At 71.9% G+C, this 22,024-nt stretch carries 21 protein-coding genes and 1 pseudogene; 5 read left to right on the forward strand and 17 right to left on the reverse strand.

Going from position 1 to position 22,024, the window contains the following annotated elements:
• Nucleotides 1–101 precede the first annotated feature (101 nt).
• Nucleotides 102–1,064 carry a zinc-binding dehydrogenase gene (locus tag QK440_RS28605; protein ID WP_282796111.1) on the forward strand — a complete coding sequence of 321 codons (963 nt, stop codon included), beginning with the start codon at nucleotides 102–104 and terminating at the stop codon, nucleotides 1,062–1,064.
• 36 nt (nucleotides 1,065–1,100) lie between these two features.
• Here QK440_RS28605 and QK440_RS28610 read toward each other — a convergent pair whose 3' ends face one another.
• The 3 genes from QK440_RS28610 to QK440_RS28620 all read right to left on the reverse strand — a co-directional run bounded on the left by QK440_RS28610 (nucleotide 1,101) and on the right by QK440_RS28620 (nucleotide 3,611).
• Nucleotides 1,101–1,991 carry an NAD(P)-binding domain-containing protein gene (locus QK440_RS28610; RefSeq protein WP_282796112.1) on the reverse strand — a complete coding sequence of 297 codons (891 nt, stop codon included), beginning with the start codon at nucleotides 1,989–1,991 and terminating at the stop codon, nucleotides 1,101–1,103.
• 175 nt (nucleotides 1,992–2,166) lie between these two features.
• Nucleotides 2,167–2,697 carry a DUF4232 domain-containing protein gene (locus QK440_RS28615; RefSeq protein ID WP_282796113.1) on the reverse strand — a complete coding sequence of 177 codons (531 nt, stop codon included), beginning with the start codon at nucleotides 2,695–2,697 and terminating at the stop codon, nucleotides 2,167–2,169.
• A 119-nt stretch (nucleotides 2,698–2,816) separates the two neighbouring features.
• Nucleotides 2,817–3,611 carry a DUF4232 domain-containing protein gene (locus QK440_RS28620; RefSeq protein ID WP_282796114.1) on the reverse strand — a complete coding sequence of 265 codons (795 nt, stop codon included), beginning with the start codon at nucleotides 3,609–3,611 and terminating at the stop codon, nucleotides 2,817–2,819.
• Nucleotides 3,612–3,805: 194 nt separating this feature from the next.
• Here QK440_RS28620 and QK440_RS28625 point away from each other — a divergent pair, with 194 nt between their 5' ends.
• Entirely contained in the window at nucleotides 3,806–5,479 is a 1,674-nt protein-coding gene (locus QK440_RS28625; RefSeq protein WP_282796115.1) for a transcriptional regulator, read from the forward strand.
• Nucleotides 5,480–5,778: 299 nt separating this feature from the next.
• Nucleotides 5,779–6,999, forward strand: a complete 1,221-nt coding sequence (locus QK440_RS28630) for a PLP-dependent aminotransferase family protein (protein WP_282796116.1) — start codon at nucleotides 5,779–5,781, stop codon at nucleotides 6,997–6,999.
• 60 nt (nucleotides 7,000–7,059) lie between these two features.
• Here the strand turns inward: QK440_RS28630 and argS are convergent, their stop codons facing one another.
• Nucleotides 7,060–8,817 (reverse strand): arginine--tRNA ligase, encoded by a 1,758-nt coding sequence (argS, locus tag QK440_RS28635; protein WP_282796130.1) that lies wholly within the window; start codon nucleotides 8,815–8,817, stop codon nucleotides 7,060–7,062.
• Between the two features lie 340 nt (nucleotides 8,818–9,157).
• On the opposite strand from argS, the gene lysS reads away from it, so the two are divergent.
• Nucleotides 9,158–10,897, forward strand: a complete 1,740-nt coding sequence (lysS, locus tag QK440_RS28640) for a lysine--tRNA ligase (RefSeq protein ID WP_282796117.1) — start codon at nucleotides 9,158–9,160, stop codon at nucleotides 10,895–10,897.
• Nucleotides 10,898–11,165: 268 nt separating this feature from the next.
• Here the strand turns inward: lysS and QK440_RS28645 are convergent, their stop codons facing one another.
• The 9 genes and pseudogenes from QK440_RS28645 to QK440_RS28685 all read right to left on the reverse strand — a co-directional run.
• Complete coding sequence (locus QK440_RS28645; protein ID WP_282796118.1) at nucleotides 11,166–11,387, reverse strand: hypothetical protein; 222 nt, start codon at nucleotides 11,385–11,387, stop codon at nucleotides 11,166–11,168.
• Nucleotides 11,384–12,280, reverse strand: coding sequence for an alpha/beta hydrolase (locus QK440_RS28650; protein ID WP_282796119.1), 897 nt, complete (start codon nucleotides 12,278–12,280; stop codon nucleotides 11,384–11,386). Before QK440_RS28650 ends, QK440_RS28645 begins: the two co-directional genes overlap by 4 nt.
• Complete coding sequence (locus QK440_RS28655; RefSeq protein WP_282796120.1) at nucleotides 12,277–13,233, reverse strand: aromatase/cyclase; 957 nt, start codon at nucleotides 13,231–13,233, stop codon at nucleotides 12,277–12,279. Before QK440_RS28655 ends, QK440_RS28650 begins: the two co-directional genes overlap by 4 nt.
• 53 nt (nucleotides 13,234–13,286) lie before the next feature.
• The gene (gene fabG, locus QK440_RS28660; RefSeq protein WP_282796121.1) at nucleotides 13,287–14,072 is read right to left on the reverse strand and encodes a 3-oxoacyl-ACP reductase FabG; all 786 of its coding nucleotides are present in this window, start codon (nucleotides 14,070–14,072) and stop codon (nucleotides 13,287–13,289) included.
• A gap of 214 nt (nucleotides 14,073–14,286) precedes the next feature.
• The gene (locus QK440_RS28665) at nucleotides 14,287–14,553 is read right to left on the reverse strand and encodes an acyl carrier protein (protein ID WP_282796122.1); all 267 of its coding nucleotides are present in this window, start codon (nucleotides 14,551–14,553) and stop codon (nucleotides 14,287–14,289) included.
• Nucleotides 14,554–14,666: 113 nt separating this feature from the next.
• Nucleotides 14,667–15,860, reverse strand: a complete 1,194-nt coding sequence (locus QK440_RS28670) for a ketosynthase chain-length factor (RefSeq protein WP_282796123.1) — start codon at nucleotides 15,858–15,860, stop codon at nucleotides 14,667–14,669.
• Nucleotides 15,857–17,128: a beta-ketoacyl-[acyl-carrier-protein] synthase family protein gene (locus QK440_RS28675; RefSeq protein ID WP_282796124.1), complete on the reverse strand. Its 1,272-nt coding sequence runs from the start codon at nucleotides 17,126–17,128 to the stop codon at nucleotides 15,857–15,859. Before QK440_RS28675 ends, QK440_RS28670 begins: the two co-directional genes overlap by 4 nt.
• Entirely contained in the window at nucleotides 17,125–17,457 is a 333-nt protein-coding gene (locus QK440_RS28680; protein WP_282796131.1) for a TcmI family type II polyketide cyclase, read from the reverse strand. Before QK440_RS28680 ends, QK440_RS28675 begins: the two co-directional genes overlap by 4 nt.
• 42 nt (nucleotides 17,458–17,499) lie before the next feature.
• Nucleotides 17,500–17,772: pseudogene (locus tag QK440_RS28685) on the reverse strand (TcmI family type II polyketide cyclase); the annotation flags it as partial.
• A gap of 253 nt (nucleotides 17,773–18,025) precedes the next feature.
• On the opposite strand from QK440_RS28685, the gene QK440_RS28690 reads away from it, so the two are divergent.
• Nucleotides 18,026–18,481, forward strand: coding sequence for a nuclear transport factor 2 family protein (locus QK440_RS28690; protein ID WP_282796125.1), 456 nt, complete (start codon nucleotides 18,026–18,028; stop codon nucleotides 18,479–18,481).
• Between the two features lie 109 nt (nucleotides 18,482–18,590).
• Here the strand turns inward: QK440_RS28690 and QK440_RS28695 are convergent, their stop codons facing one another.
• From QK440_RS28695 to QK440_RS28710, 4 genes are all read right to left on the reverse strand, one after another.
• The gene (locus QK440_RS28695; RefSeq protein ID WP_282796126.1) at nucleotides 18,591–18,785 is read right to left on the reverse strand and encodes a ferredoxin; all 195 of its coding nucleotides are present in this window, start codon (nucleotides 18,783–18,785) and stop codon (nucleotides 18,591–18,593) included.
• Between the two features lie 2 nt (nucleotides 18,786–18,787).
• On the reverse strand, nucleotides 18,788–20,023 hold the full coding sequence (locus QK440_RS28700; protein ID WP_282796127.1) for a cytochrome P450: 1,236 nt from the start codon (nucleotides 20,021–20,023) through the stop codon (nucleotides 18,788–18,790).
• A 135-nt stretch (nucleotides 20,024–20,158) separates the two neighbouring features.
• Entirely contained in the window at nucleotides 20,159–20,857 is a 699-nt protein-coding gene (locus tag QK440_RS28705; protein WP_282796132.1) for a response regulator transcription factor, read from the reverse strand.
• A gap of 180 nt (nucleotides 20,858–21,037) precedes the next feature.
• A complete protein-coding gene (locus QK440_RS28710; RefSeq protein WP_282796128.1) occupies nucleotides 21,038–21,484 on the reverse strand; it encodes a nuclear transport factor 2 family protein in 447 nt (148 codons plus the stop codon).
• Nucleotides 21,485–22,024 lie beyond the last annotated feature (540 nt).

The raw sequence follows: 22,024 nt of genomic DNA on the forward strand, positions 1-22,024 counted from the left end.
CCGCCCGTCCGCGGCCGGGGCCGCGTGCTTGACTTCAACTTCGGTTGACGTTCCAGAGTGGGGTGTGTCGAAGCGATCGCCGCCCCCTCGGGAGGACCCCCATGCACGCCGTCGTACTGCGCGAGTTCGGCCCCGCCCAGAACCTCTGCCAGGAGGTCCTGCCCGACCCCGAACCGGGACCGGGCCAGGTCCGGATCGCCGTACGGGCGGCGGGGGTCCACTTCATCGAGACCGTGATGCGGGCGGGCGCCGCCAGTGAGCTGGCGCCGCCGCTGCCCGAGCTGCCGCACGTCTTCGGCGGGGAGGTCGCCGGGGTCGTCGACGCGGCGGGCCCCGGCGTCGACACCTCCTGGCTCGGCCGGTCCGTGGTGACCGCCCACGGGACGCCCGGCGGCTACGCCGAGCTGGCCGTCGCCGGGCTCGACGCAGTGCACCCGCTCCCCGACGGCCTCGGGTTCCAGGACGCCGTCGCCATGGTCGTCACCGGCACCACCGCCGTCGGCCTGCTCGACATCGCGCGCCTCACCGCCGCCGACGTGGTCCTGGTGACCTCCGCCGCCGGGGGCGTCGGGCGCCTCGTCGTCCAGCACGCGCTCGCCGCGGGCGCCACCGTGGTGGGCGCGGCGGGCGGCGGCGCCAAGACCGGTGCCGTGCGCGCGCTCGGCGCCCACGCCGTCGACTACCGGCGGGACGGCTGGGACGACGCCGTCCGCGAACTCCTGGGCTCTGAGCGGCCGTTGTCCGCCGTCGTGGACGGCGTGGGCGGAGCCGTGGCCGCCGCCGCGTACGAACTCGTCGCCGACGGCGGGCGGTTCGTGTCCATCGGCGCCGCCTCGCAGGTCGGCTTCACCCCCGCCACCGACCGGGTCCGCCACGTCAACGCCCTGCTCGAACTGCTCGCCCGGCCCGAGGACCGGCCCGGCCACGAGCGCCGCGCCCTGGCCGCCGCCGCGCGCGGCGACCTCGTCCCCGCGGTGCAGGCCTTCCCGCTGTCCCACGCCGCCGAGGTGCACGCGGCCCTCGAACGCCGGGAGACCACCGGCAAGGTGGTGCTGCTCCCGTGACGCTGTGACGCCGTGGCGGTTCGGCGCCCGGATGCCCTACTCCGTCTTCAGCAGCTCGGACAGGCGCGACAGGCCGTCGGCGGCGTACCCCTCGGTGACGGCGCGGTCCAGGAGGGGCTGCAGCCCGGCGAACAGCTCGGCGCTGACGCCCTGTTCGGCGAAGGCGGCCAGCAGATTGGGGAAGGCCGCCTGATTGACCGCCAGGCTGGACACGTCCGTCAGGTGCTGCCCGGACTCCAGGGCCTCGGCCGTGCCGGGCACGATGCCGTGCACCATCGCGGTGATCCACTCGGCGAGCAGCGGCGCGAACTCCTTGGGCGCCACGCCCGCCCGGCCCGTCATCGCGAACGCCTGCGCCACGCCCATCACCATGCCGTACATGCCGGTCAGCAGCGACAGGTCCCACAGCGCCGCGAGCCCCGCGTCCGCGCCGACCCACCTGGTGCCGGCCAGCGCCGCCAGCGTCTCGCGGTGCTCGGCGTAGGCCTGCTCGTCACCGCTGTAGAGGATGTACGCGCCCGGCGTCGCGATCATCTGCGGGATCGCCATGATGCCGCCGTCCACGTACGCGACGCCGTGGTCCCGGGCCCATCCGGCCAGCTCCCGGGCCTGGCCGGGCGTGCCGTTGGTGACGTTCACCAGGGTGCGCCCGCGCAGTTCTTCGGCCAGGGGCGCGAGCAGCTTGTGCACGTCGTCGTTGGTCGTGAGGCAGACGATCACCAGCGGGGCCGCGGTGACCGCCGCGGCGGCCGTGTCCGCCGGGAGCGCGCCCTGGGCGACCAGGGGGCCCGTCTTGGCGGCCGTACGGTTCCAGACCGTGGTCGGGTGGCCCGCCTTGAGCAGCGCGGCGGCCAGGGCGGAACCCATCATGCCGAGGCCCAGGACGGAGACGGGGCGCTCGGCGGGGGTGTGGGCGGTGGCGGACATGGGGGCTCCTTCGGTGCTCCGGTCGGGCCGTGCGGGAGCCCCCGTACCGGAGTACGGGGGCTCGCTCGCCGGGGATGCCTCGATCCTCGGTCCGCACCGGACGTCCGACAAGTACCGACTATTAAGTGGGGTACTTACCGAAGGGTTCGTACGGTGGCGCGCGGACGCCGGACGGCTACCAGACCAGGGCGTCCGCCGGGTTCGACTGCCAGTAGGTGACGTAGGCCGAGCTGTCCACGTACACGCCGCCGGCCGGGAGCTTCGGGTACGTCGTGGCGCCCGCGCCGCCGTCCATCGCGCGGTTGGAGAAGAGCACGCCGAGCTTCTCGGCCTGGTGGCCCTCCGACCCCTCCGGCGACGACGTGCCGATGCCCGCGTACGCGCTCTCGCCGGGCTTCAGGGTGATGACCGACTGCGGCTTGCTGTCCTCGACGACGTGGGTGGCCGCCTGCGCGCCGTCGAAGCGCAGGAACGGGGCGTTGTACGCGTAGCACGGCTTCGTGCCGGTGTTCTTGGCGGTCAGGAGCAGGTGGTTCAGGGGGCGCTGCACCTCCTGGACGGTGACCTTGGTGGTGGCGGCGGTGCAGGCGACCGGGGCCGCCGCCTTGGCGGGCGCGGCGGTCGCCGACGTACCGGCGAGGGTGGTGAGGGAGAGCGCGGCGGTGAGGGTGGCGAGGACGGCCGCGGTGCGGTGGGTCTTGCGCATGGTGGGTTCCTGTTCCTTGTGGTCGGTCGGTCGGTCGTTCCGCCGGTTGTTCTCCGGCAGGTGTGGTGCTGGTGGTGCTGGTCGTGCTCGGGGGTGGGGTGGGTGGTTCGTGGCGGGGGTCAGTTGAGGGCGTCGGTCGAGCTGCTCAGCCAGTACGTGACGCGCAGCTTGTCGTCCACGTGCACGCCCTTGGCCTGGAGCACGGCGTCGGCCATCCGGTCGCTGCCCTCGAAGCCGACCTTGAGGCTCTGGGCGGTGCGGCCCTCGCCGCCGCTGCCGTCGCCGGCCGAGAGGATCACGCCCGCGTAGCCCTTCGCGCCCGGCTTGAGCGAGGTGACCGCCTGCGGCTTGGTCTCCTCCATGACCGGCGGGACGGACTGCGCGTCCTCGAACTGGAGGCGCGGGTAGCCCTTCAGGTCGCACATCGCGGAGCCGGTGTTGGTGACGGTCAGGAGCATGTAGTTGAGGGGGCGCTGGACCGGGGTCGCGGTGACGGAGGTGTTGGCGGCGGTGCAGGGCACACGGTTCCCCGGGGCGTAGGGGTCGGAGTCCTTGGCGCCGGACGCTCCCGAGGAGCCCTTGCCGGAGCTGCCGGAGCCACCCGTGCCACCGGAGCTGCCAGAGGTGCCGGAGGCGCCGGTGTCGCTCCCGGAGGAACCGGAGGAACCGGCGGAACCGGCGGAAGCGGAGGAGCCTGACGTGCCGCCGGAGCCGTTGCTTCCGGCGCTCGCGCCGGACTCGCCGCTTGCGCCGCCGGTGCCGCCCGACTGCTGTCCCGCGGACTGCGCGGGCTTCGCGGCGCCCTCGTCCCGGGTGCCTTCGTCGTTCTCACACGCCGTGAGCGAGAGCGCGGCGACCGCGAGCGCCGCGGCGGCGAACAGGCGGGTGCGGGGACGTCGGAGGGGCGCACGCATGGCAGGTCTCTTCTCGTGTGACGGGGTAGACGCGAGCCGCTCGGACGGACTTCCGCAAGCGGCGTGCTTGGATGACCCACAGCTTGCGCGGCGTTGTGTCCCAGCCGTTAGCGTTGCCTCGGCATCGGGGACACTGGAACGCCCGCAAGGCCCTGACCTGGGGGAATAGGCGTCACCTGGAACGGTGGCGCGGGATGGAGGACGACGTGGGGGCGGGCGATCTCGCCGAGTTGCTGCGGGAACTCAAGGAGCGTTCCGGGCTCAGCTACGGCGTGCTGGCCAAGCGGCTGCACGTGAGCACGTCGACGCTGCACCGCTACGTGAACGGCACCGCCGTACCGACGGAGTTCGCTCCGCTGGAGCGGCTGGCCCGCCTGTGCAAGGCCAGACCCGAGGAGCTGATGGAGGTCCACCGGAGGTGGATCGTCGCCGACGCCACCCGGGGCAGCAGGAAGGCGGAGCCGCAGGCCGAGGCCCGGCCCGCGGCGCCCGCGGCATCCGCCGGTTCCGAGGTGACCGCCGGGTCTGGGGCGACCGCCGGGTCTGGGGTGCCTGCCGGGGCACCCACCGAGGCCCCGGCCCCCGCGAGCGGCACCGCGGGGTCGCAGCCGCCCTCGGAGCCGGAGCCGGAGCAGCGAGACACACCGGCGCCGCAGCCCGAGCCGGAGTCCGGACCGGACCCGCGGCCGGGCCCCGAACCGGAATCGCCACCGGCACCGGAAGCGGAACCGGAACGAGCACCGGAACCGGAACCGGCATCAGCACCGGAACCGACTCCGACCCCGCAAGCGGCACCGGAACCCCACGCGACCCCCCGGCCCCGGCCCCGGACCGGCCCCGGCTCCGGCCTCCGCCTCCCGCGCCGCAAGCGGCAGCGCCTCGTCGTGCTCGCCGCCGTCGGCGTCGTCCTCGCCCTCGGCGGCACCGCGCTCGCCGTGCACGGGGCGTCGGGCGGTTCCGGCGGCGACGGGAAGAACGCCGCCGCGGACCACGGGCCCCGTATGGGCACCGAGCACCGGCCGTCCGCGACGGGCGAGGGCGACCCGTCCGGCAAGCCCTCCACCACGGCCTCCACCGGCCCGTCGAAGGACAAGGGGAAAGCCGCCGACAAGGAGGCCGGGAAGGACGGCGGCGCGGCGAAGGGCCCCGGGAACGGAAAGGGCGGCGAGGGCAGCGAAGGGCGGGTTCCGGGCTCCCACGGCCAGGGCGAGGCCCCGGGCAGCGCCTCCGGCCGTGCCCCCGTCACCGTCTCCGCCCAGTCGCAGTACTGGGACAGCCCCTGCGGGTACCCGTACCTCATCAACCGCCCCCCGGACCGGCTGCCCACGCCGCCCGGCGAGCAGGACGCCGAGAGCTGGGTGTCCGCGTTCGGCGCGGTCGCGGCTGGTGAGCAGGGCGTGAAGTTCACCGTCCAGGGGACGGGCGAGGACACCGTCGTGCTCAACTCCCTGAGCGTCCGGGTCGTCGGCAGGGCAGCCCCGCCCGACTGGAACAGCTACGACATGGGGTTCATCGGCGCGGGCTGCGGCGGCGGCGTGGCCAAGCACGTCTTCGACGTACGCCTGGACAACGGGCAGCCCGCCCTCGTCCCGCAGGGCGGCGACTCCTTCCCCTTCACGGTCAGCGAGAGCGACGTCGAGGCCTTCCACGTCTTCGCCCGGGCGAAGACCAAGGACGTGCGCTGGTACCTGGAGCTGGAGTGGTCGAGCGGCGACCGGCACGGAACCGTCGTCATCGACGACAAGGGCGAGCCGTTCCGCACCTCGGCGGCCCCGGACAACCCGACCTACGGGTGGTCCATCGACAAGAGGAAGTGGGTGAAGATGCGCCGCGACGCGAACGGGAGCGAGCACGAGGTGGACGAGTAGCGACGACCGGCGGCGAGGCGGCGAGGGACGGCCGCCGAGGACGGGCAAAGGCCGCGAAACGGTCGAAGCCGTCCCGGGACGAGCGGAGCCCCCGGCTCCGGGACGAGGCCCGTCCTGGCGACGGTACGGGCCGGGTGCGCACCCACGGACGAGCCGGGCGCGCACCGGGCGCAGGCCGGGTACGGACCGGGTACGGACCAGGCACGGACCGGGTCTCCCGCCGCGCGTCCGTATCGCGGAACCGCTCTTGTAGGCGCCCTCGGGGCGCTTAGGCTGCCTGGAAACCGAAGGAGCCGCCGATGACCGCCACCGCACCCGGGCCCACCGCCCCCGCGCCCCGCACGACTCCCGTCCCGGCCCTCGCGGCCCGCGCCGCCTCCGTCGGCGGCTCGCCGGTACGCGACATCCTCGCGGTCACCTCGCGCCCTGAGGTCATCAACTTCGCCGGCGGCCTGCCCGCGCCCGAGCTCTTCGACAGGGACGGCGTCGCCGCCGCGTACCAGGCCGTCCTCGCCGAGTCGCCGGGACAGGCCCTGCAGTACTCGACGACCGAGGGCGAACCCGCCCTGCGGGCCCTGACGGCCGGGCGCTACGCCGAGCGCGGCCTCCCCACCCACCCCGACGACATCCTCGTCACCTCCGGCTCGCAGCAGGCCCTGTCGCTGCTGGCGACCGCGCTCGTCGAGCCCGGCGACACCGTGCTCGTCGAGAACCCCTGCTACCTGGCGGCACTCCAGGTGTTCGCCTTCGTGGGCGCGCGCGTGGTGGCCGTACCGGGCGACGAGCACGGCATCGACCCCGGGGCGCTGGAGGCGCTGGTCGCCGAGCACCGGCCGAAGCTCCTGTACACCGTGCCGACGTTCCAGAACCCGAGCGGGCGGACCATGCCCCTGGAGCGGCGCGCCGCCGTCGCCGAGGTGGCCGGGCGGTGCGGGCTGTGGATCGTCGAGGACGACCCGTACGGGGAGCTGCGCTTCGAGGGCGACCGGGTGCCGTGGATCGCCTCCCGGCCCGGCGCCGAGGACCGCACCGCGCTGCTCGGCAGCTTCTCCAAGGTGATGGCGCCCGGGCTGCGGCTCGGCTGGCTGCGCGCCCCCGCCGCGCTGCGGCGCGCCTGCGCCGTCGTCAAACAGGCCGCCGACCTGCACACGCCGACCATCAACCAGCTCGCCGCCGCCTGGTACCTCACCCACCGCGACCTGGACGCGCACGTCGCGCGGGTCGCCGCCGTGTACGGGCGGCGGCGGGACGCGATGCTCGCGGGCCTCGCGGACGCGCTGCCCGCGGGCTCCACGTGGAACCGCCCCGAGGGCGGGATGTTCCTGTGGGTGCGGCTGCCCGACGGGTACGACGCCGCCGAGCGGCTGCGGGCCGTGGTCGCGCAGAACGTGGCCTACGTGCCCGGGGCGCCGTTCTTCGCGGGCGCCCCCGACCCCGCGACGCTGCGGCTGTGCTTCGTCACGCAGACGCCCGAGGAGATCGCGGAGGGGCTGCGCAGGTTGCGGCTCGGCCTGGCCTGACCGCGGCCCGGCGACCGGAGGCCGTGCCCGCCCGCGGCGGGGCGGGCACGGCGGCGGCCGCTACAGGCGCTCGGGCGTCCTGATGCCGAGCAGCGCCATGCCCCGGTGCAGGGTGCGGGCCGTCAGGTCGCAGAGGAACAGCCGGTTTTCCTTCTGCTCCTCGGTGTCCGCCTTCAGCACCGGGCACTTGTCGTAGAACGTCGTGTACAGCGACGCGAGCTGGTACAGGTACGCCGCCAGCTTGTGCGGGGCGTACTCCGCCGCCGCCTCGAAGACCGTGTCCCCGAACGCGTCCAGGTGCAGGCCGAGCCCCCGCTCCGCCGGGGCGAGCGCCAGCTCGGGGTGCGCCGCAGGCTTCGCGTCGCCCGCCTTGCGCAGGATCGACTGGATCCGGGCGTACGCGTACTGCAGGTAGACCGACGTGTCGCCGTTGAGCGACACCATCTGGTCCAGGTCGAACTTGTAGTCGCGGCTCGGCGACGTGGACAGGTCTGCGTACTTCACCGCGCCGATGCCGACCTGCGCGGCCCGCTCCTGGATCTCGTCCTCGGTGAGGTCCTGCGCCTTCTCGCGCACGACCTCGGCGGCGCGCTGTACCGCCTCGTCGAGCAGGTCCTCCAGGCGCACGGTCTCGCCCTCGCGCGTCTTGAACGGCTTGCCGTCCGCGCCGAGCACCGTGCCGTAGCCCATGTTGTGCGCGGTGACGCCGTCGTTCAGCCAGCCCGCGCGCCGCGCCGTCTCGAAGACCATCCGGAAGTGCAGGGACTGCCGCACGTCCACCACGTACAGGAGCGTCGTCGCGCCGACGTCGAAGACGCGGTCGCGGATCGCGGACAGGTCCGACGCCGCGTAGCCGAAGCCGCCGTCCGCCTTCTGCACGATCAGCGGGACCGGCTTGTCGTCCTTGCCCTTGATGTCGTCGAAGAACACGACGAGCGCGCCCTCCGAGCGCACCGCCACGCCCGACTCCTCCAGGAGCCGCGCCGTCTCCGCCATCATGTCGTTGTACGCGGACTCGCCGACGATCTCCTCGTCGCGGATCTCCATGTCCAGCTTCTCGAAGACCGAGTAGAAGTAGACCTTCGACTCGTCCACGAACCGCTGCCACAGGGCGAGGGTCTCCTTGTCGCCGGACTGCAGGGCGACGACCCGCCTGCGGGCCCGCTCCTTGAACTCCTCGTCCGCGTCGAAGACCGCGCGCGAGGCCTTGTAGACCCGGTTCAGGTTCGAGATGGCCTGCTCGCCGTCCGTGTCGGTCTCCGGGGCGAGCTCGCCCGGGTTCTCGATCAGGTACTGGATGAGCATGCCGAACTGGGTGCCCCAGTCGCCGATGTGGTGCCGGCCGACCGTCTTCTCGCCCGTGAAGTCGAGCATGCCGCGCAGCGCGTCGCCGATGACCGCCGAGCGCAGGTGGCCGACGTGCATCTCCTTCGCCACGTTCGGCTGGGCGTAGTCGATGACCGTGGTGCCCGGCGCGTCCTTCAGGGGCACGCCGAGGCGGTCGCCGTCGGCCGCGCGGGCCGCCAGCGTCCGGGTGATCGCCTGGTCGGTGACCGTGATGTTCAAAAAGCCGGGCCCGGAGACCTCGACGTCCTTCAGGAGCTCCGGCGCGTCGATGCCCTCGACGACCTTCGTCGCCAGTTCGCGCGGGTTGGCCTTCTGCTTCTTCGCGAGCGCGAGGATGCCGTTGGCCTGGAAGTCGGCCCTGTCGCTACGTCGCAGCAGCGGGTCGGCGGGGGCCGCGTCCGGCAGGGCTGCCGAGAGGGCGTCCGCGAGGCGCTGGTGGACGGAGGTGGTGAGGGACTGGACCGAGGCCATGGAGTGGGTGCCGTTCTCCTCGAGGGTGTGGATGGGCACGGTCAGTATTTCACGGGGGGTCCAGCGGATTTCCGCGCCGAGGGAGGGGCCCTCGCGGGTGGCGCCCCGACCCCGCCCCTTCCCGAAACCGGTGGCTGCCGCCCCCGGGCCCCCGCTACTTTCGTCTGGGGCTGTGCCCCTTTCCCCCCTTCTTCGGCGCTCCGCGCCTCGTCCTCAAACGCCGGACGGGCTGGAACCTCCTCGCCCGGCCGATGGAAGGGCGGGCGGGTGGGAGAATGGCCCGGTCCAGCGGTACGCCCCTGCGTACCGGCATCGAGGCAGGAAAAGAAGGGCGCCGATCGTGGCTCAGAGCACCGATACCACCGACTGGGTCTCCCGCTACGCGGACGAGGTCATCGCCGAGTCGGAGCGTCGTGCCCCGGGCAAACCGGTCGTGGTCGCCTCCGGCCTGTCCCCGTCCGGCCCCATCCACCTGGGCAACCTGCGCGAGGTCATGACCCCGCACCTGGTCGCCGACGAGATCCGCCGCCGCGGCCACCAGGTCCGCCACCTGATCTCCTGGGACGACTACGACCGGTACCGCAAGGTCCCGGCCGGCGTCCCGGGCGTCGACGAGTCCTGGGCCGAGCACATCGGCAAGCCCCTCACCTCGGTGCCCGCGCCCGCCGGGTCCGCGTACCCGAACTGGGCCGAGCACTTCAAGGCCGCGATGGTCGCCTCGCTGCGCGAGCTGGGCGTCGAGTTCGACGGCATCAGCCAGACCGAGCAGTACACCTCGGGGGCGTACCGCGAGCAGATCCTGCACGCGATGAGGCACCGCGCCGACATCGACGCGATCCTCGACCAGTACCGCACCAAGGACAAGGCCACCGGCAAGCCCAAGGGCAAGCAGCAGCAGAAGCCCGTCGACGAGGCCGAGCTGGAGGCCGCGGAGGGCTCCGGCGCGGCCGCCGAGGACGACGGCAGCGGCGGCTCCGCCGGGTACTTCCCGTACAAGCCGTACTGCGGCCGGTGCGAGAAGGACCTGACCACCGTCACCTCCTACGACGACGAGTCGACGGAGCTGGCGTACGTCTGCACGGCGTGCGGCTTCGACGAGACGGTGCGGCTGAGCGAGTTCAACCGCGGCAAGCTCGTCTGGAAGGTCGACTGGCCCATGCGCTGGGCCTACGAGGGCGTGATCTTCGAGCCGAGCGGCGTCGACCACTCGTCCCCGGGGTCCTCCTTCGTCGTCGGCGGACAGATCGTCCGGCAGGTCTTCGGCGGGGTGCAGCCCATCGGGCCCATGTACGCCTTCGTCGGCATCAGCGGCATGGCCAAGATGTCCTCCTCCAAGGGCGGCGTGCCCACCCCGGCCGACGCCCTGAAGATCATGGAGGCGCCGCTGCTGCGCTGGCTGTACGCGCGGCGCAAGCCCAACCAGGCCTTCAAGGTCGCCTTCGACCAGGAGATCCAGCGCCTCTACGACGAGTGGGACAAGCTGGAGGCCAAGGTCGCGGGCGGCGAGGCGCTGCCCGCCGACGCCGCCGCGCACGCCCGCGCCGTGCGCACCGCCGCCGGTGAGCTGCCCCGCACCCCGCGCGTCCTGCCGTACCGGACCCTCGCGTCCGTCGCGGACATCACCGCCGGGGCCGAGGACCAGACCCTGCGCATCCTCAGCGAGCTCGACCCGGCCAACCCGCTGGACTCCCTGGACGAGGTCCGGCCGCGCCTGGACCGCGCGGAGAACTGGATCAGCACGTACGTGCCCGCCGACGCCCGCACCATCGTGCGCGCCGAGCCGGACACCGAGCTGCTCGGCTCCCTCGACGACGAGGGCCGCGAGTCGCTGCGGCTGCTCCTGGAGGGCCTGGACACCCACTGGTCCCTGGACGGCCTCACCACGCTCGTGTACGGCGTGCCGAAGGTCATGGCCGGGCTCACGCCCGACGCCAAGCCGACGCCGGAGCTGAAGGTCGCCCAGCGGTCGTTCTTCGCCCTGCTGTACCGCCTGCTCGTGACGCGCGAGACGGGGCCGCGGCTGCCCACGCTGCTGCTCGCCGTGGGCGCGGAGCGGGTCCGCAAGCTGCTCGGCGCCTGAGGCCCCGGGCCTCGCCCCGGCCGCGCCCTCCACCCGCTTGGCGCGGGGGAGGGCGCCACGGGCAGCGAGCGGCCCCGACGGCCCGCGCGTACGCCGTGGTCAGTTGACGCTGCGCCAGATGTGCGGGTCGGCCTCTTCCGCGTCGTCGTGCTCCGGCCGGTGTGCTGCCGGAGCGGGCGTCTCGTACGGGTCTCTCCCGGTGTCGGTCATCGGGGCCCCGGGTTCTTGGACGGTGTGCACGGTGACGTCAGTCCTCCTCACGGTCCGGTCAGCTCAGCCCGAGACGGGCCAGGCGCCGGGTGATCGCTTCGTAGGGAACGGAGTTGGCGTCGTACGGCAGCGGGTCCGCGTCGTCCGCACGCTGCCGCTCGGCGCCGCCGGCGGTGCCCGTGACGCCGGCGGCGCCGGGGGCGAAGATGCCGAGGACGGCGACCAGGGGGTGCTCACCGTCCTCGACGGGCGGCAGCGGCACGGGCACCACGGCGGTCATCGGTGCTCCGTTCCCGTCGGCCGGCGGCGCAGGCACTCCTCCGCGAAGCCGAGCGCCCGCAGGTGGTAGGCGCGGGCCGCCCAGCCGAGGCTGATGTTGTGGCCCGCGTCGGGCTGGTGGTCGATCAGGACCCGGGGCGCCGCGGCCAGCCTGCCGCGCAGCCGCGCGAGCGCCTGGTGGTCGCGGCGCCACCACGCCTCGTGCTCGGCGAAGGTGAACCGGACCGGGACCCGGATCCGCTCCGCGAGCGCGGCGAACACGGCGGGCCACCGGGCGGCGTCCGCCAGCTCGCGGGCCGGGGCCGGGGCCACGACGTCGATGCTGGACTGAAAGGTCCCCGGCGGATACAGCCGCAGCGGACCCCAGTTGAGCTTCCAGCTGCCGGCGCGGGTGGCCGGCGCGGCCGGGGAGGCCAGGTACTCGTCCCCGCAGCCGGACAGGTCGAGGCCGAGGAGCCCGGGGACCGTGCCGTCCGCCGCGATGCGCAACGCCGGCTTGCACCCGAAGGAGTGCCCCATCAGGAGGATTCCCGCGCCCGTGTCGTACCGGGCGCACAGGTTTCGCAGCGCCGCGGCCAGGGTCGCCGCCTGCGCCACCACCCCTTGGCCGTGCGGGAGCCGCTGCGCCGAGCCGCCGTACCCGGGGCGGTCGACGGCCACGACCAGGAAACCCAGCTCCGCGGCGACTGTCAGGAGCGAGGTCTCCGGGTGCGCGGGCCCGTCGAAGTACGCGGCACTCATCCCCGCCCCGTGCAGCGCGACCACCGTGGCCCTCGGCGGCACGTGTGCCGGGCGGGCGAGCCGGGCGGACAGCGTGATGCCGTCCGCGTCCAGCGTGACGCGCTGCTGGTCGACCGGCCGGGCAGGGGCCGGGGCGTACGGTGCCGTGGTCATGGCCGGCCGTCCCCGGCGAGCCCTTCTGCGTACGTCTTCGCGATGCCGAGCGTCGCCATGCTGTTGGTGCTGAGTGCGGTGCGGACGTGGGCGATGGCGTCCCGCGCCGTCGCGTCGGCACCGAGCACCTTGGTGATGTTGTCGGTGTCGACCGTGAAGGTGTGCTGCGAGGACGCCGCGACACCGTCCTCGTTCGGGGTGAAGGTCCAGTAGCCGGTGTGCAGCGTGATGAGCGCCGGCAGCGTGGTCTGCTTGTACGCGATGCGGTGCCCGGGCAGGCCCACGCGGTGTGACCGCGTGGTGTGGGTGCTGCCGTCCTTGGACAGGGTGTCCATCTCCAGCGTCTGTATCCCCGGGGCGGGTTCGTCCAGGCGCACCGTGACCACGTGCGGCAGCCGCTCGCTCCACAGGCCGGCTTCCCAGATGAAGTCGTACACGTCCTCGGCGGCGCCCTTGATCTGCACCGTGTCCTCGAAGGAGCAGGTCAGTTCGTCGGCGGCGGCCTTGCCGCCCGGTTCGGCGAGCGCCTTCAAGGAGTCCAGCTCGGAGCGGGAGTTGCGGTCCACGACCTCCTCCAGCCAGGCCAGGCGCTCGTCGTCGGTCGCCCGGAAGTCATGGCCGAGGCGCACCAGGGTCTCGCCCGAGTCGAGGGCCTCGATCTGCCACGTTCCCCCCATCCCGGCCACGGGGGGCGTGCTGACCTCCTGCCGGAAGGTGATGCGCAGCGCCCGCGGGTCCAGGGTGCGGTGCGAGGTCCAGTTCTTGACGGTGTCGCCGGCCGTCGCCCAGACGCGGATGCGCTCCTCGCGCTCGCCGCGCTCCACGTGGTCGACGTAGATGTTCGGGGGGAACAGCTGGGGCCAGTTCTCCGCGTGCGCGAGCAGCCGGTAGACGCTCTCGGCCGGTGCCGCGATCTTGATCTCGTGCTCGGTTGTCCGCAGTTCGGACGGCATGGGGCTCCTCGGGTGAAAACGGTGGTGAACGGTCGCGAACGGGCGCTGCGCGATCAGAAGTTGCCGAGGCCGCCGCAGACGTTCAGCGCCTGGGAGGTGATGGACGCCGCCGTGTCGGAGGCCAGGTAGCCCACGAGGCCGGCCACTTCCTCGGGCGTCGAGTAACGGCCCAGCGGGATCTTGGCCTGGAACTTCTCCAGGATGGCGCTCTCCGGCGCACCGGAGAGGCGGGAGTAGTTCTGCCGTACGCGCTCGGCCATCGGCGTCTCGACATAGCCGGGGCAGACGGCGTTGACGGTGATCCCGGTGGGCGCCAGCTCGTTGCCCAGCGCCTTGGTGAAGCCGACGACGCCGTGCTTGGAGGCGGAGTAGGGCGCGCCGAGGACCACGCCCTGCTTGCCGGCGGTGGAGGCGATGTTGATGACCCGGCCCCAGCTCCTGTCCCGCAGGCCGCCCGTGGTGAGGACCTCCCGGGTCAGCCGGAACACGCTGTTGAGGTTGGTCTCGACGATGTCGTTCCACAGGTCGTCGGCGATGTCGGCCGTCACGCCGCCGCCGCTGATGCCCGCGTTGTTGACGAGGATGTCGACCCTGCCGAACCGGTCGACGGCAGCCTGGACGTAGGCGCGTATCGACGCCCCCGAGCGGACGTCCAGGACCGTGCCGTCGACGTCGAGCCCCTCCTCCCGCAGCTGCTTGACGGTGGTGAGCACCTTGTCCTCGGTACGCGAACCGATGAACACCCGGTGGCCCTGCCCGGCCAGCAACCGGGCCACGGCCAGACCGATTCCGCTGGTCGCGCCGGTCACCAGGGCGACGCGCTGCTCCTGCTGAGTCATCTCTGCCCCCATTCTCCCCTTCTCGGGACTGTTTCTCGGGACTGCTTCTGGGTTCTGCTGCTTGGATCCGCTGCTTGGATCCGCTGCTTGGATCCGCTGCTTGGATCCGCTGCTTGGATCCGCTGCTTGGATCCGCTGCTGGGACCCGCCGTTCGAATCCGCTGCGTGGGACTGCGGCTCGGGTCCGCGGCGGCCGGGCCCCGGTCGGGCGCGCTCAGGCGGCCGCGGTCGCGAGGTGGCCGGTGACGGCGTCGAGGAAGGCGCGCGGCGTGGTGGCCTCGCCGATGACGGACTCGTCGAGCTCGATGCCGTACTCGCGCTCGATCCGGCTCGCGGTCTCGAGCAGCGCGAGCGAGTCGTAGCCGATGTCGGTGAAGTCGGTGTCGAGGATGTCGCCGTCGAGACCACCGCCCTCGGGGGCGCCGGAGCCTTCGAGGAGGATGCGCTTGAGGTCGTCGAGGGTGAACGCGGACTGGGACATGAGGGTCCTGCCTTTCGTGCTGTCGTGCTCGGGGTGAGTGGGGGGCGAGGGGGTGAGAGAGGGGGCGAGGGGGTGAGAGTGGGGGGCGAGGGGGAGGAGGCGGCCCGGCCCGCTCAGGAGCGGACGACCATCGCCGAGTTGAAGCCGCCGTGGCCGCGGGCAAGGACGAGCGCCGTGCGCACCTCGGCGGCGCGCGGCTGCGAGACGACCAGGTCGAGGCCGTAGCGGTCGGCGGGGTCCGTGTGGACGGTCGGGGGGATCACGCCCTCCCGCATCGCCAGGAAGGCGGTGGCGAGGTCGAGGGCGGCTCCGCCCGCGTACAGGCGGCCGGTCATCGTCTTGGGCGCGGTGACCGGGACCCCCCGCTCGCCGAACACCTCCACGAGGGCCCGTGCCTCGATCGCGTCGAGCTCGGGCTCGGCCGCGCCGTCCGCGAACACCACGTCCACGTCCGACGCCGCGAGCCCGGCGTCGGCGAGGGCGAGTTCCACGGCCTTGCGCAGGCCCGGCTCGCGGCCGTCGAACGTGGCGGCGTAGCCCGCGATCTCGCCGTACACCTCGGCGCCGCGGGCCCGGGCGGAGTCGGCGGCCTCCAGGATGAGCAGCGCGCCGCCCTCGCCGGGCACATGGCCGGCCGCCCGGTCGTCGAAGGGCAGGTAGGCACGGCCGGGCTCCTGCTCGGTGCTGAGCCGACCGCTGGTGTGCAGCCCCACCCAGCCCCAGGAGCACAGCAGCGCGTCCACGGCGCCCGCCACCACCAGGGACGTGCCCTTGCGGATCTGCCGCCGGGCCTGCGCCACCGCGTCGAGGCCGCCGGCCTGGTCGGTGACGACGACTCCGCTGGGGCCCTTCATGCCGTTGCGGATGGATATCTGGCCGGTGTTGACCGCGTAGAACCACGCGAACGACTGGTACGCGCTGACGTACTCGCCGCCCTTGCTCCACAGGTTCTTGAGCTCGTTCTGGCTGAACTCGAAGCCGCCCGCCGAACTGGCCGTGATCACGCCCATGTCGAAGGCGGGCAGGTCGGCGGGGTCGACCCCGGCGTCGGCGAGCGCCCAGTCGGCCGCGACCAGCGAGAGCCGGGTGACCTGGTCGGTCTGCGGCATCAGCCGGCTCGGCAGGTGCTCCGCCGCCGCGAAGCCGCGGATCTCCCCGGCCAGCTTCGCCGGGTACGGCGTCGCGTCGAACCGGGTGAGCGGGCCGATGCCGCTCTTGCCGACCCGGGTCGCGCTCCAGTAGTCCCGCGCGCCGAGCCCGTTGGGGGCCGCGACGCCCAGCCCGGTCACCACCACAGCGGCCGTCATGCCGCGCTCCTTTCGGTCGAGGCCAGCACCATCGCGCTCTGGAACCCTCCGAAGCCGCTGCCCACCGTGAGCACGGCGTCGACGATCTGCTCGCGCGCGGTCAGCGGGACGTAGTCGAGGTCGCACTGCGGGTCGGGGGTGTGCAGATTCGCCGTCGGCGGGACCACGTCGTGCTGGATCGCCAGGATCGACGCCGCGATCTCGATGGAGCCGATGGCGCCCAGTGAGTGCCCCACCATGGACTTGATGGAGCTGACGGGGGTGCGGTACGCGTGGTCGCCGAGGCTGCGCTTGAAGGCGGCCGTCTCGTGCCGGTCGTTCTGCTTGGTGCCCGAGCCGTGCGCGTTGACGTAGTCGATCGCGGTGGGGTCCATCCGGGCCTCGCCGAGCGCGACGTCGATCGCCTCGGACATCTCGGCGCCGTCGGGGCGCAGGCCGGTCATGTGGTACGCGTTGCTGCGCGTCGCGTAGCCCGCGATCTCCGCGTAGATCCGCGCGCCGCGGCGGCGGGCGCTCTCCAGCTCCTCCAGCACGAACACCGCCGCGCCCTCACCGAGGACGAAGCCGTTGCGGGTGCCGTCGAACGGCCGGGAGGCGTGCTCCGGGTCGTCGTGGCGCGGCGTGGTCGCCTTGATCGCGTCGAAGCAGGCCATCGTGATGGGCGAGATCGGCGCGTCGGTGGCGCCGGCGACCATGACGTCGGCCGTGCCCTCCCTGATCAGCTCGACGGCGTACCCGACCGAGTCGAGACCGGAGGTGCACCCGGCCGACACCACGCTGCTCGGCCCCTGCGCGCCCACGTCGCGGGCGACCTCCGCGGCGAAGGAGCTCGGCACGAAGTGGTTGTAGAAGAAGGGATCGGCGTAGGCGTGGTCGACCAGGTCCAGCCGGCCTCCGTCGCTGACGACGCGGTAGTCCTCGTCGAGGCTCATGGTGGCGCCCACCGCGCTGCCGATGGTGACGCCGATGCGGTAGGGGTCCAGGGCGCCCGTCTCCAGGCCGCTGTCGGCGACGGCGCCGCGCGCCGCGACCACCGCGAACTGCGCGGCACGGTCCATGCGCCGCACCTCGTGCGGGGTCAGACCGTGCTCGTACGGATCGAAGTCGATCTCCGCGGCCACGCGGGAACGGAACGGGGAGGCGTCGAAGAAGGAGATGGAACGGGTGGCCGTACGGCCCTCGCTCAGCAGGGACCAGAAGGCGTCCGTGCCCACGCCGCCGGGGGCCAGTACCTGCATCCCGGTGACGACCACGCGCCGCCCGCTCATGCCGGGACCTGCCAGGTGTAGAAGCGCGAGGCCATGGCGTCGGAGGGCGAGCGCCAGGTCGCGGGGTCGAAGACGCGGATGTACGGCAGCAGGTCCTGCTGGATCCCGATGAAGCGGGGGTCGGACTTCGCCTCCTCGATGAGCCGGCCGCCGTCGTCGGACTCGAAGTCCTGGATGTGGAAGTAGAGGCCGTTGTAGGCGAACAGCTGGCGGCGCCGGGTGCCCATGGTGTGCGGCAGCTCGGTGCCGGTGTCGAACTCGCCGAACAGCTTCGCGACGGTGTCGATGTCGGCGGCGTCGAGCCGGGCCACGATCATGGTGCTGTACATCCGGTGCGGGGCGCCGACCGGCTCCCCGTGCCACGCGTAGAAGCGGGTCGCGACCCGGTCCGACGGCGCGGCGGCGGCCGGGGTGTAGGCGTCGACGAAGGGGGCGAGGGCCGAGTCGGCGCCGTGCTCCACGACCTCGGTCAGGTTCTCCCCGGTGTGGTCCTGGAGGTGGATGTACACGCCTTTGTACGCGAAGAGCTGGCGACGCAGGAGATTCCGGGGGCCGGACTGTTCGTCGTCCAGCTTCGCGAAGGCGCCGGCGATATCTTCGGTGGAGCCAGGTTTGAGCCTGCCCACGATGACACTGCTGTGCATGCTTTCCACTCCGTATCTCGAGTCGTCTGAATTCAGGACCGGCCGGGGAAACCGGCCGCCGACGACGAGAACGAGTCTTCCGGTGCCCCGTACAGGTTTCAATACGGATTACTTCAGGACTCCGCAGGCTTTCCCGGGGACTTTGCGTACTGCGGGTTCAGTGGAGCGCACAGAGATAAATCTTTGTCAGATCTGTGTCAGAGGACCTCGAAACCCCGGGCGGCGCTGCCCGGCGCGGCGCACAATCACCGGCATGACCCACTTGGACACGGCCACCACGATCGAGCGCATGGCGGACCTCTTCGCACTGCAGGAGCTGGTGGCGCGTTTCGCGCAGGCGGTCGACCGCCGCGACCACGAGGCGCTGACCACGGTATTCACTGCGGATGTGACGATGGAGGTGGTGCCGGACATCCGGATCGAGGGCCGGGAAGCGCTGGCCGGCATGCTGCGTGACGACCTGATCTGGGCGAGCACCGTGCACACCGTCAGCAATGTGCTCGCCGAACCGCGGGGTGACACCGCGACCATTCACGCGAATGTCACGGCGGTGCATGTCAGCCGTGCGGGGGCGGGACAGCATTTCGACATGGGTGCTCGGTACACCTTCACCGCCGTGCGGAACGCCGGACAGGCATGGCTGCTGTCCCGTATCGAAATAGAGCCCGTCTGGACTTCCGGCGACGATCAGGGCATGCACGACGACTGACCGCGCCCACGGGCCGGGGGCGAAAGCCCGTCGGCGAGGGGCGACAGGAGAAACCGCGCCGGTTCCTTTCCCCGGCAGGGAAAGGAACCGGCGCGGTTTCGTGGTGCGGTCACTCCTCCACGAGGGACAGTGCTTTCGCCGGGCAGATGAAAACCGCTGTGCGGGCGGCGGTCTCGTCGGCGCCCCGCGGCCGCTCGGTCAGGACGCGCACCAGGCCGTCGTCGTCCTGGTCGAAGATCCTCGGCTCGGTCAGCACGCACTGCCCCGCGCCGATACAGCGGTCATGGTCCTTCTCGATCTTCATGATCAGCTCTCCCCCCAGGTCACGGGCAGCTCGTAGAGGCCGTACACCAGCGCGTCGCTCTTGAACGACAGCTCCTCGGCCGGCACGGCGAGGCGCAGATCCGGCACCCGCCGGAACAGCGTGTCGAACACGACCTGGAGCTCCAGGCGGCCGAGGTTCTGCCCCAAGCACTGATGCGGCCCGTAGCCGAAGGCCACGTGGTGCCGCGCGTCCCTGGAGAAGTCGAGCTTCTCCGGGTCATCGAACCGCCCGGGGTCGCGGTTCGCGGCGAAGGTGGAGGCGATGACGGCCTCGCCCTTGCGGATGCGGACGCCGCCGATCTCGACGTCGTCCATGGCGAGGCGGTGCGCGCCGAAGTCCGGGATCGTGTAGAAGCGCAGCAGTTCGTCGACGGCCTTCGGCGTCTTCGAGGGGTCGTCCTTGATCTCCGCGAGCAGCTCCGGCCGCGTGAGCATCGAGAACACGCCGAGGTTGATCATGTTGGCCGTGGTCTCGTGCCCGGCGAGGAGCACCAGCAGACACAGGCTGGCGAGCTGTGCCCGGTCGATGCCGCCCTGCTGCCGCTGGAGCTCGATCTGCCGGCTGAGCAGGTCGTCGCCCGGGTTGCTGATCTTCTCCTCGACCAGCTTGTCCATGTACGCGCGCAGCTCGACCGAGATGGCGATGCGGCCCTGTTCGTCGGTGGTGCGGCGCAGCAGGACCTCCGCCAGCTCCATGAAGTACTCGTGCCCCTCGAAAGGCATACCGAGGATCTCGGAGACGATCAGTGACGGAACGGGCAGCGAGAAGACCTGGTTCAGGTCGACGGGCCTCGGCATCTTCAGCATGTCGTCGATGAATCCGTCGACGATCTCCTGAATGCGCGGTTTCATCGCGGCGACCCGCCGCACCGAGAATTCGCTGATGACCGGACGCCGCGCCGCGGCGTGCTCCGCGCCGTCCAGGATGATCATGAATGGGGCGTGTTTGGCCAGCGCCGCGTTCTGCCCGGGGACCACGACCGGGAATTCCTTCTTGCGGCGGTCCGAGCTGAGCTTGGGATGAGCCATCACGGCCCGTACGTCGTCGTACTTGGTGACCAGCCACGCCTTTCCGCCGTCCGGGAGGACCACCTGGCTGACGGGTGCCTCCTCCCGGAACTTGGTGTAGACCGGCGGAATAGCGAACGGGCACGTGCGCTGGATGGGGAAATCGACGAGTTCGGTCGTCTCGTCGGTGTCGGTGTCGGTGTTCGCCATGGGACCCCTCGATCGGAGTTATCGCTTCCTGCGGACTCACGATAACGAGGGGTTTCACAGGGCCAGGTGCGGTGAATGTCAATTCATCGCACGGGAACTGTCATCGCAGCTTTAACTGGCAGGCAGGACGTGCTCTCAGGTCAGGTTGCGGAGCTTGAACCCCACTCCTCGCACGGTGACGATCCATTCCGGGCCGCCCAGCTTGTTCCTGAGGCTGCTGACGTGGGTGTCGACGGTACGGCGGGACCAGGATTCCCCCCAGACCTTGTGCATGATGGATTCCCGCGAGACGACCCGCCTCGGGGCGCTGGCGAGGAGGGCGAGCAGATCGAACTCCTTGCGCGTGACCGGGACCGGCCGGCCGCACATCCGCACCTCGCGCGACCCGCTGTCGATCCGGAGCGGGCCGTGTTCGAGGACGGCCGCGCCGTCGGTGCCCGTGTCGGTGCCCGTGTCGGCGCACGCGGTCCGGCGCGCCCGCCGCATCACCGCCTGCAGCCGTGCCATGAGCTCCCGCAGGCCGTACGGCTTGATCACGTAGTCGTCCGCCCCGGCCTGGAGCGCGAGCACGCAGTCGAGCTCGGACCCGCGCGAGGTGACGGCGATGACCGGGGTGTCGTGGACGGCCCGGATCTCACGGCACACCTCGAGGCCGTCCAGATCCGGCAGATCGAGGTCGAGCAGGACGAGGTCGGCGGCCTCGTGCGCCGCCAGCGCGTCCGCGCCCGAGCTGACGGCACCGACGTCGTGGCCCTGTCGCGCGAGTGCTTCGGTGAGCGCCGCGCGGTCGGCCTGATCGCCCTCGACGACGAGGACGCGCCAGCTGTCCGAGATGTTCCGGGGCGGCGGTGACGACGGTGAGGCCGGCGCCCCGCGCCGGCCGAAGATCGAGCGGACCGTCGCGCCACGCTCGGTGTCGTGGGCTTCGAGTATCTGCGGTTGAGGAATCGCTTTCATGTGTGTGGAGCTCCCCCGTTCTGCGCTTTTTCCTCATGGGCGTCGATGCCCACGCGTTCAATCCGGCGGGGTACCCGTCTTCCAGATCAGCTGGAACGAAAGACGAGAAAGGCGCCAGCCGCGCTCGGTACGCACCGCGTCACCCGTGACACAGGTGCCGGAAGAATAGTGCTCGCGCGTCGCGCCCGCCCGCTCGTGGTGCACACGCACCGCCATCATATTGGCGCGCAGCGTCGCCCTGTCCGCGTTGGCACTCACGATCGCCGGCGTGTTCACATGGTGGGTCGCGGCCCACATGGAAAGCGCCTTCCGGTGATAGTCGACGAGGCCTTCGATTCCCGCGTGCCGACTGATGGGGAATTCGATGAGTACGTCGTCCGTGAAAAGACTGCGGGCCCACTCGTCGTCGAGTTCGTCGTAGTCGAGCCCGAGGACGTAGCGGTCGAACAGGGAGCTTATCTCCCTGGTCGCGTGCTCACTGATGTTTGCCTGGTTGATACTCATTTTCGTAGCGTGCAACCCTCCCCGTAGGCGGCGCAACCGTAGCACCCGTGATGATCATCACCGTAGTCGACGTAGTTTTGCGCTGCACCAACGCATAGGTGTTACCGGCGGATTTTTAAGAGATTTTTTCGATCCGCATACGTTCGGCAGGCAAACGCCGAGTGGCGTCGGCGGCGGCGGTGTGACGTTCTGTGAAAATGCGGATGGCGGGGCCTGCCGCATTGTCGGCAAGGTGATCCCCGGCGGCCCGGCGATCCCTTCGGGCCGCCTGGTGTGCCGGCCTTCGCGGGTCGGTCGTCGTGACTCTGGGTGACTGGGGCGTCGCTCGGTCGTCTTTGGCTGGCTCGCGGCCAGCCTACCCGACTCGGAATCGCCACGGAATCCTAGTCACTAGTAAATTCTTCTTGCTTCAATTTTTGGGTGGACTTTACCGGTGGCGGAGGGGCGCCTCGGCGCGGGGGGCGCCCCCCAGCGGGGGCGGGGCCCCACCCGGCGGGGGGGGCGGGCCCCGCGCGGGGGCGGGCGGGGGGGGGGGGCGGG

Origin of the sequence: Streptomyces sp. CC224B, from assembly GCF_030010595.1 — a bacterium.
GTDB lineage: Bacteria > Actinomycetota > Actinomycetes > Streptomycetales > Streptomycetaceae > Streptomyces > Streptomyces longispororuber.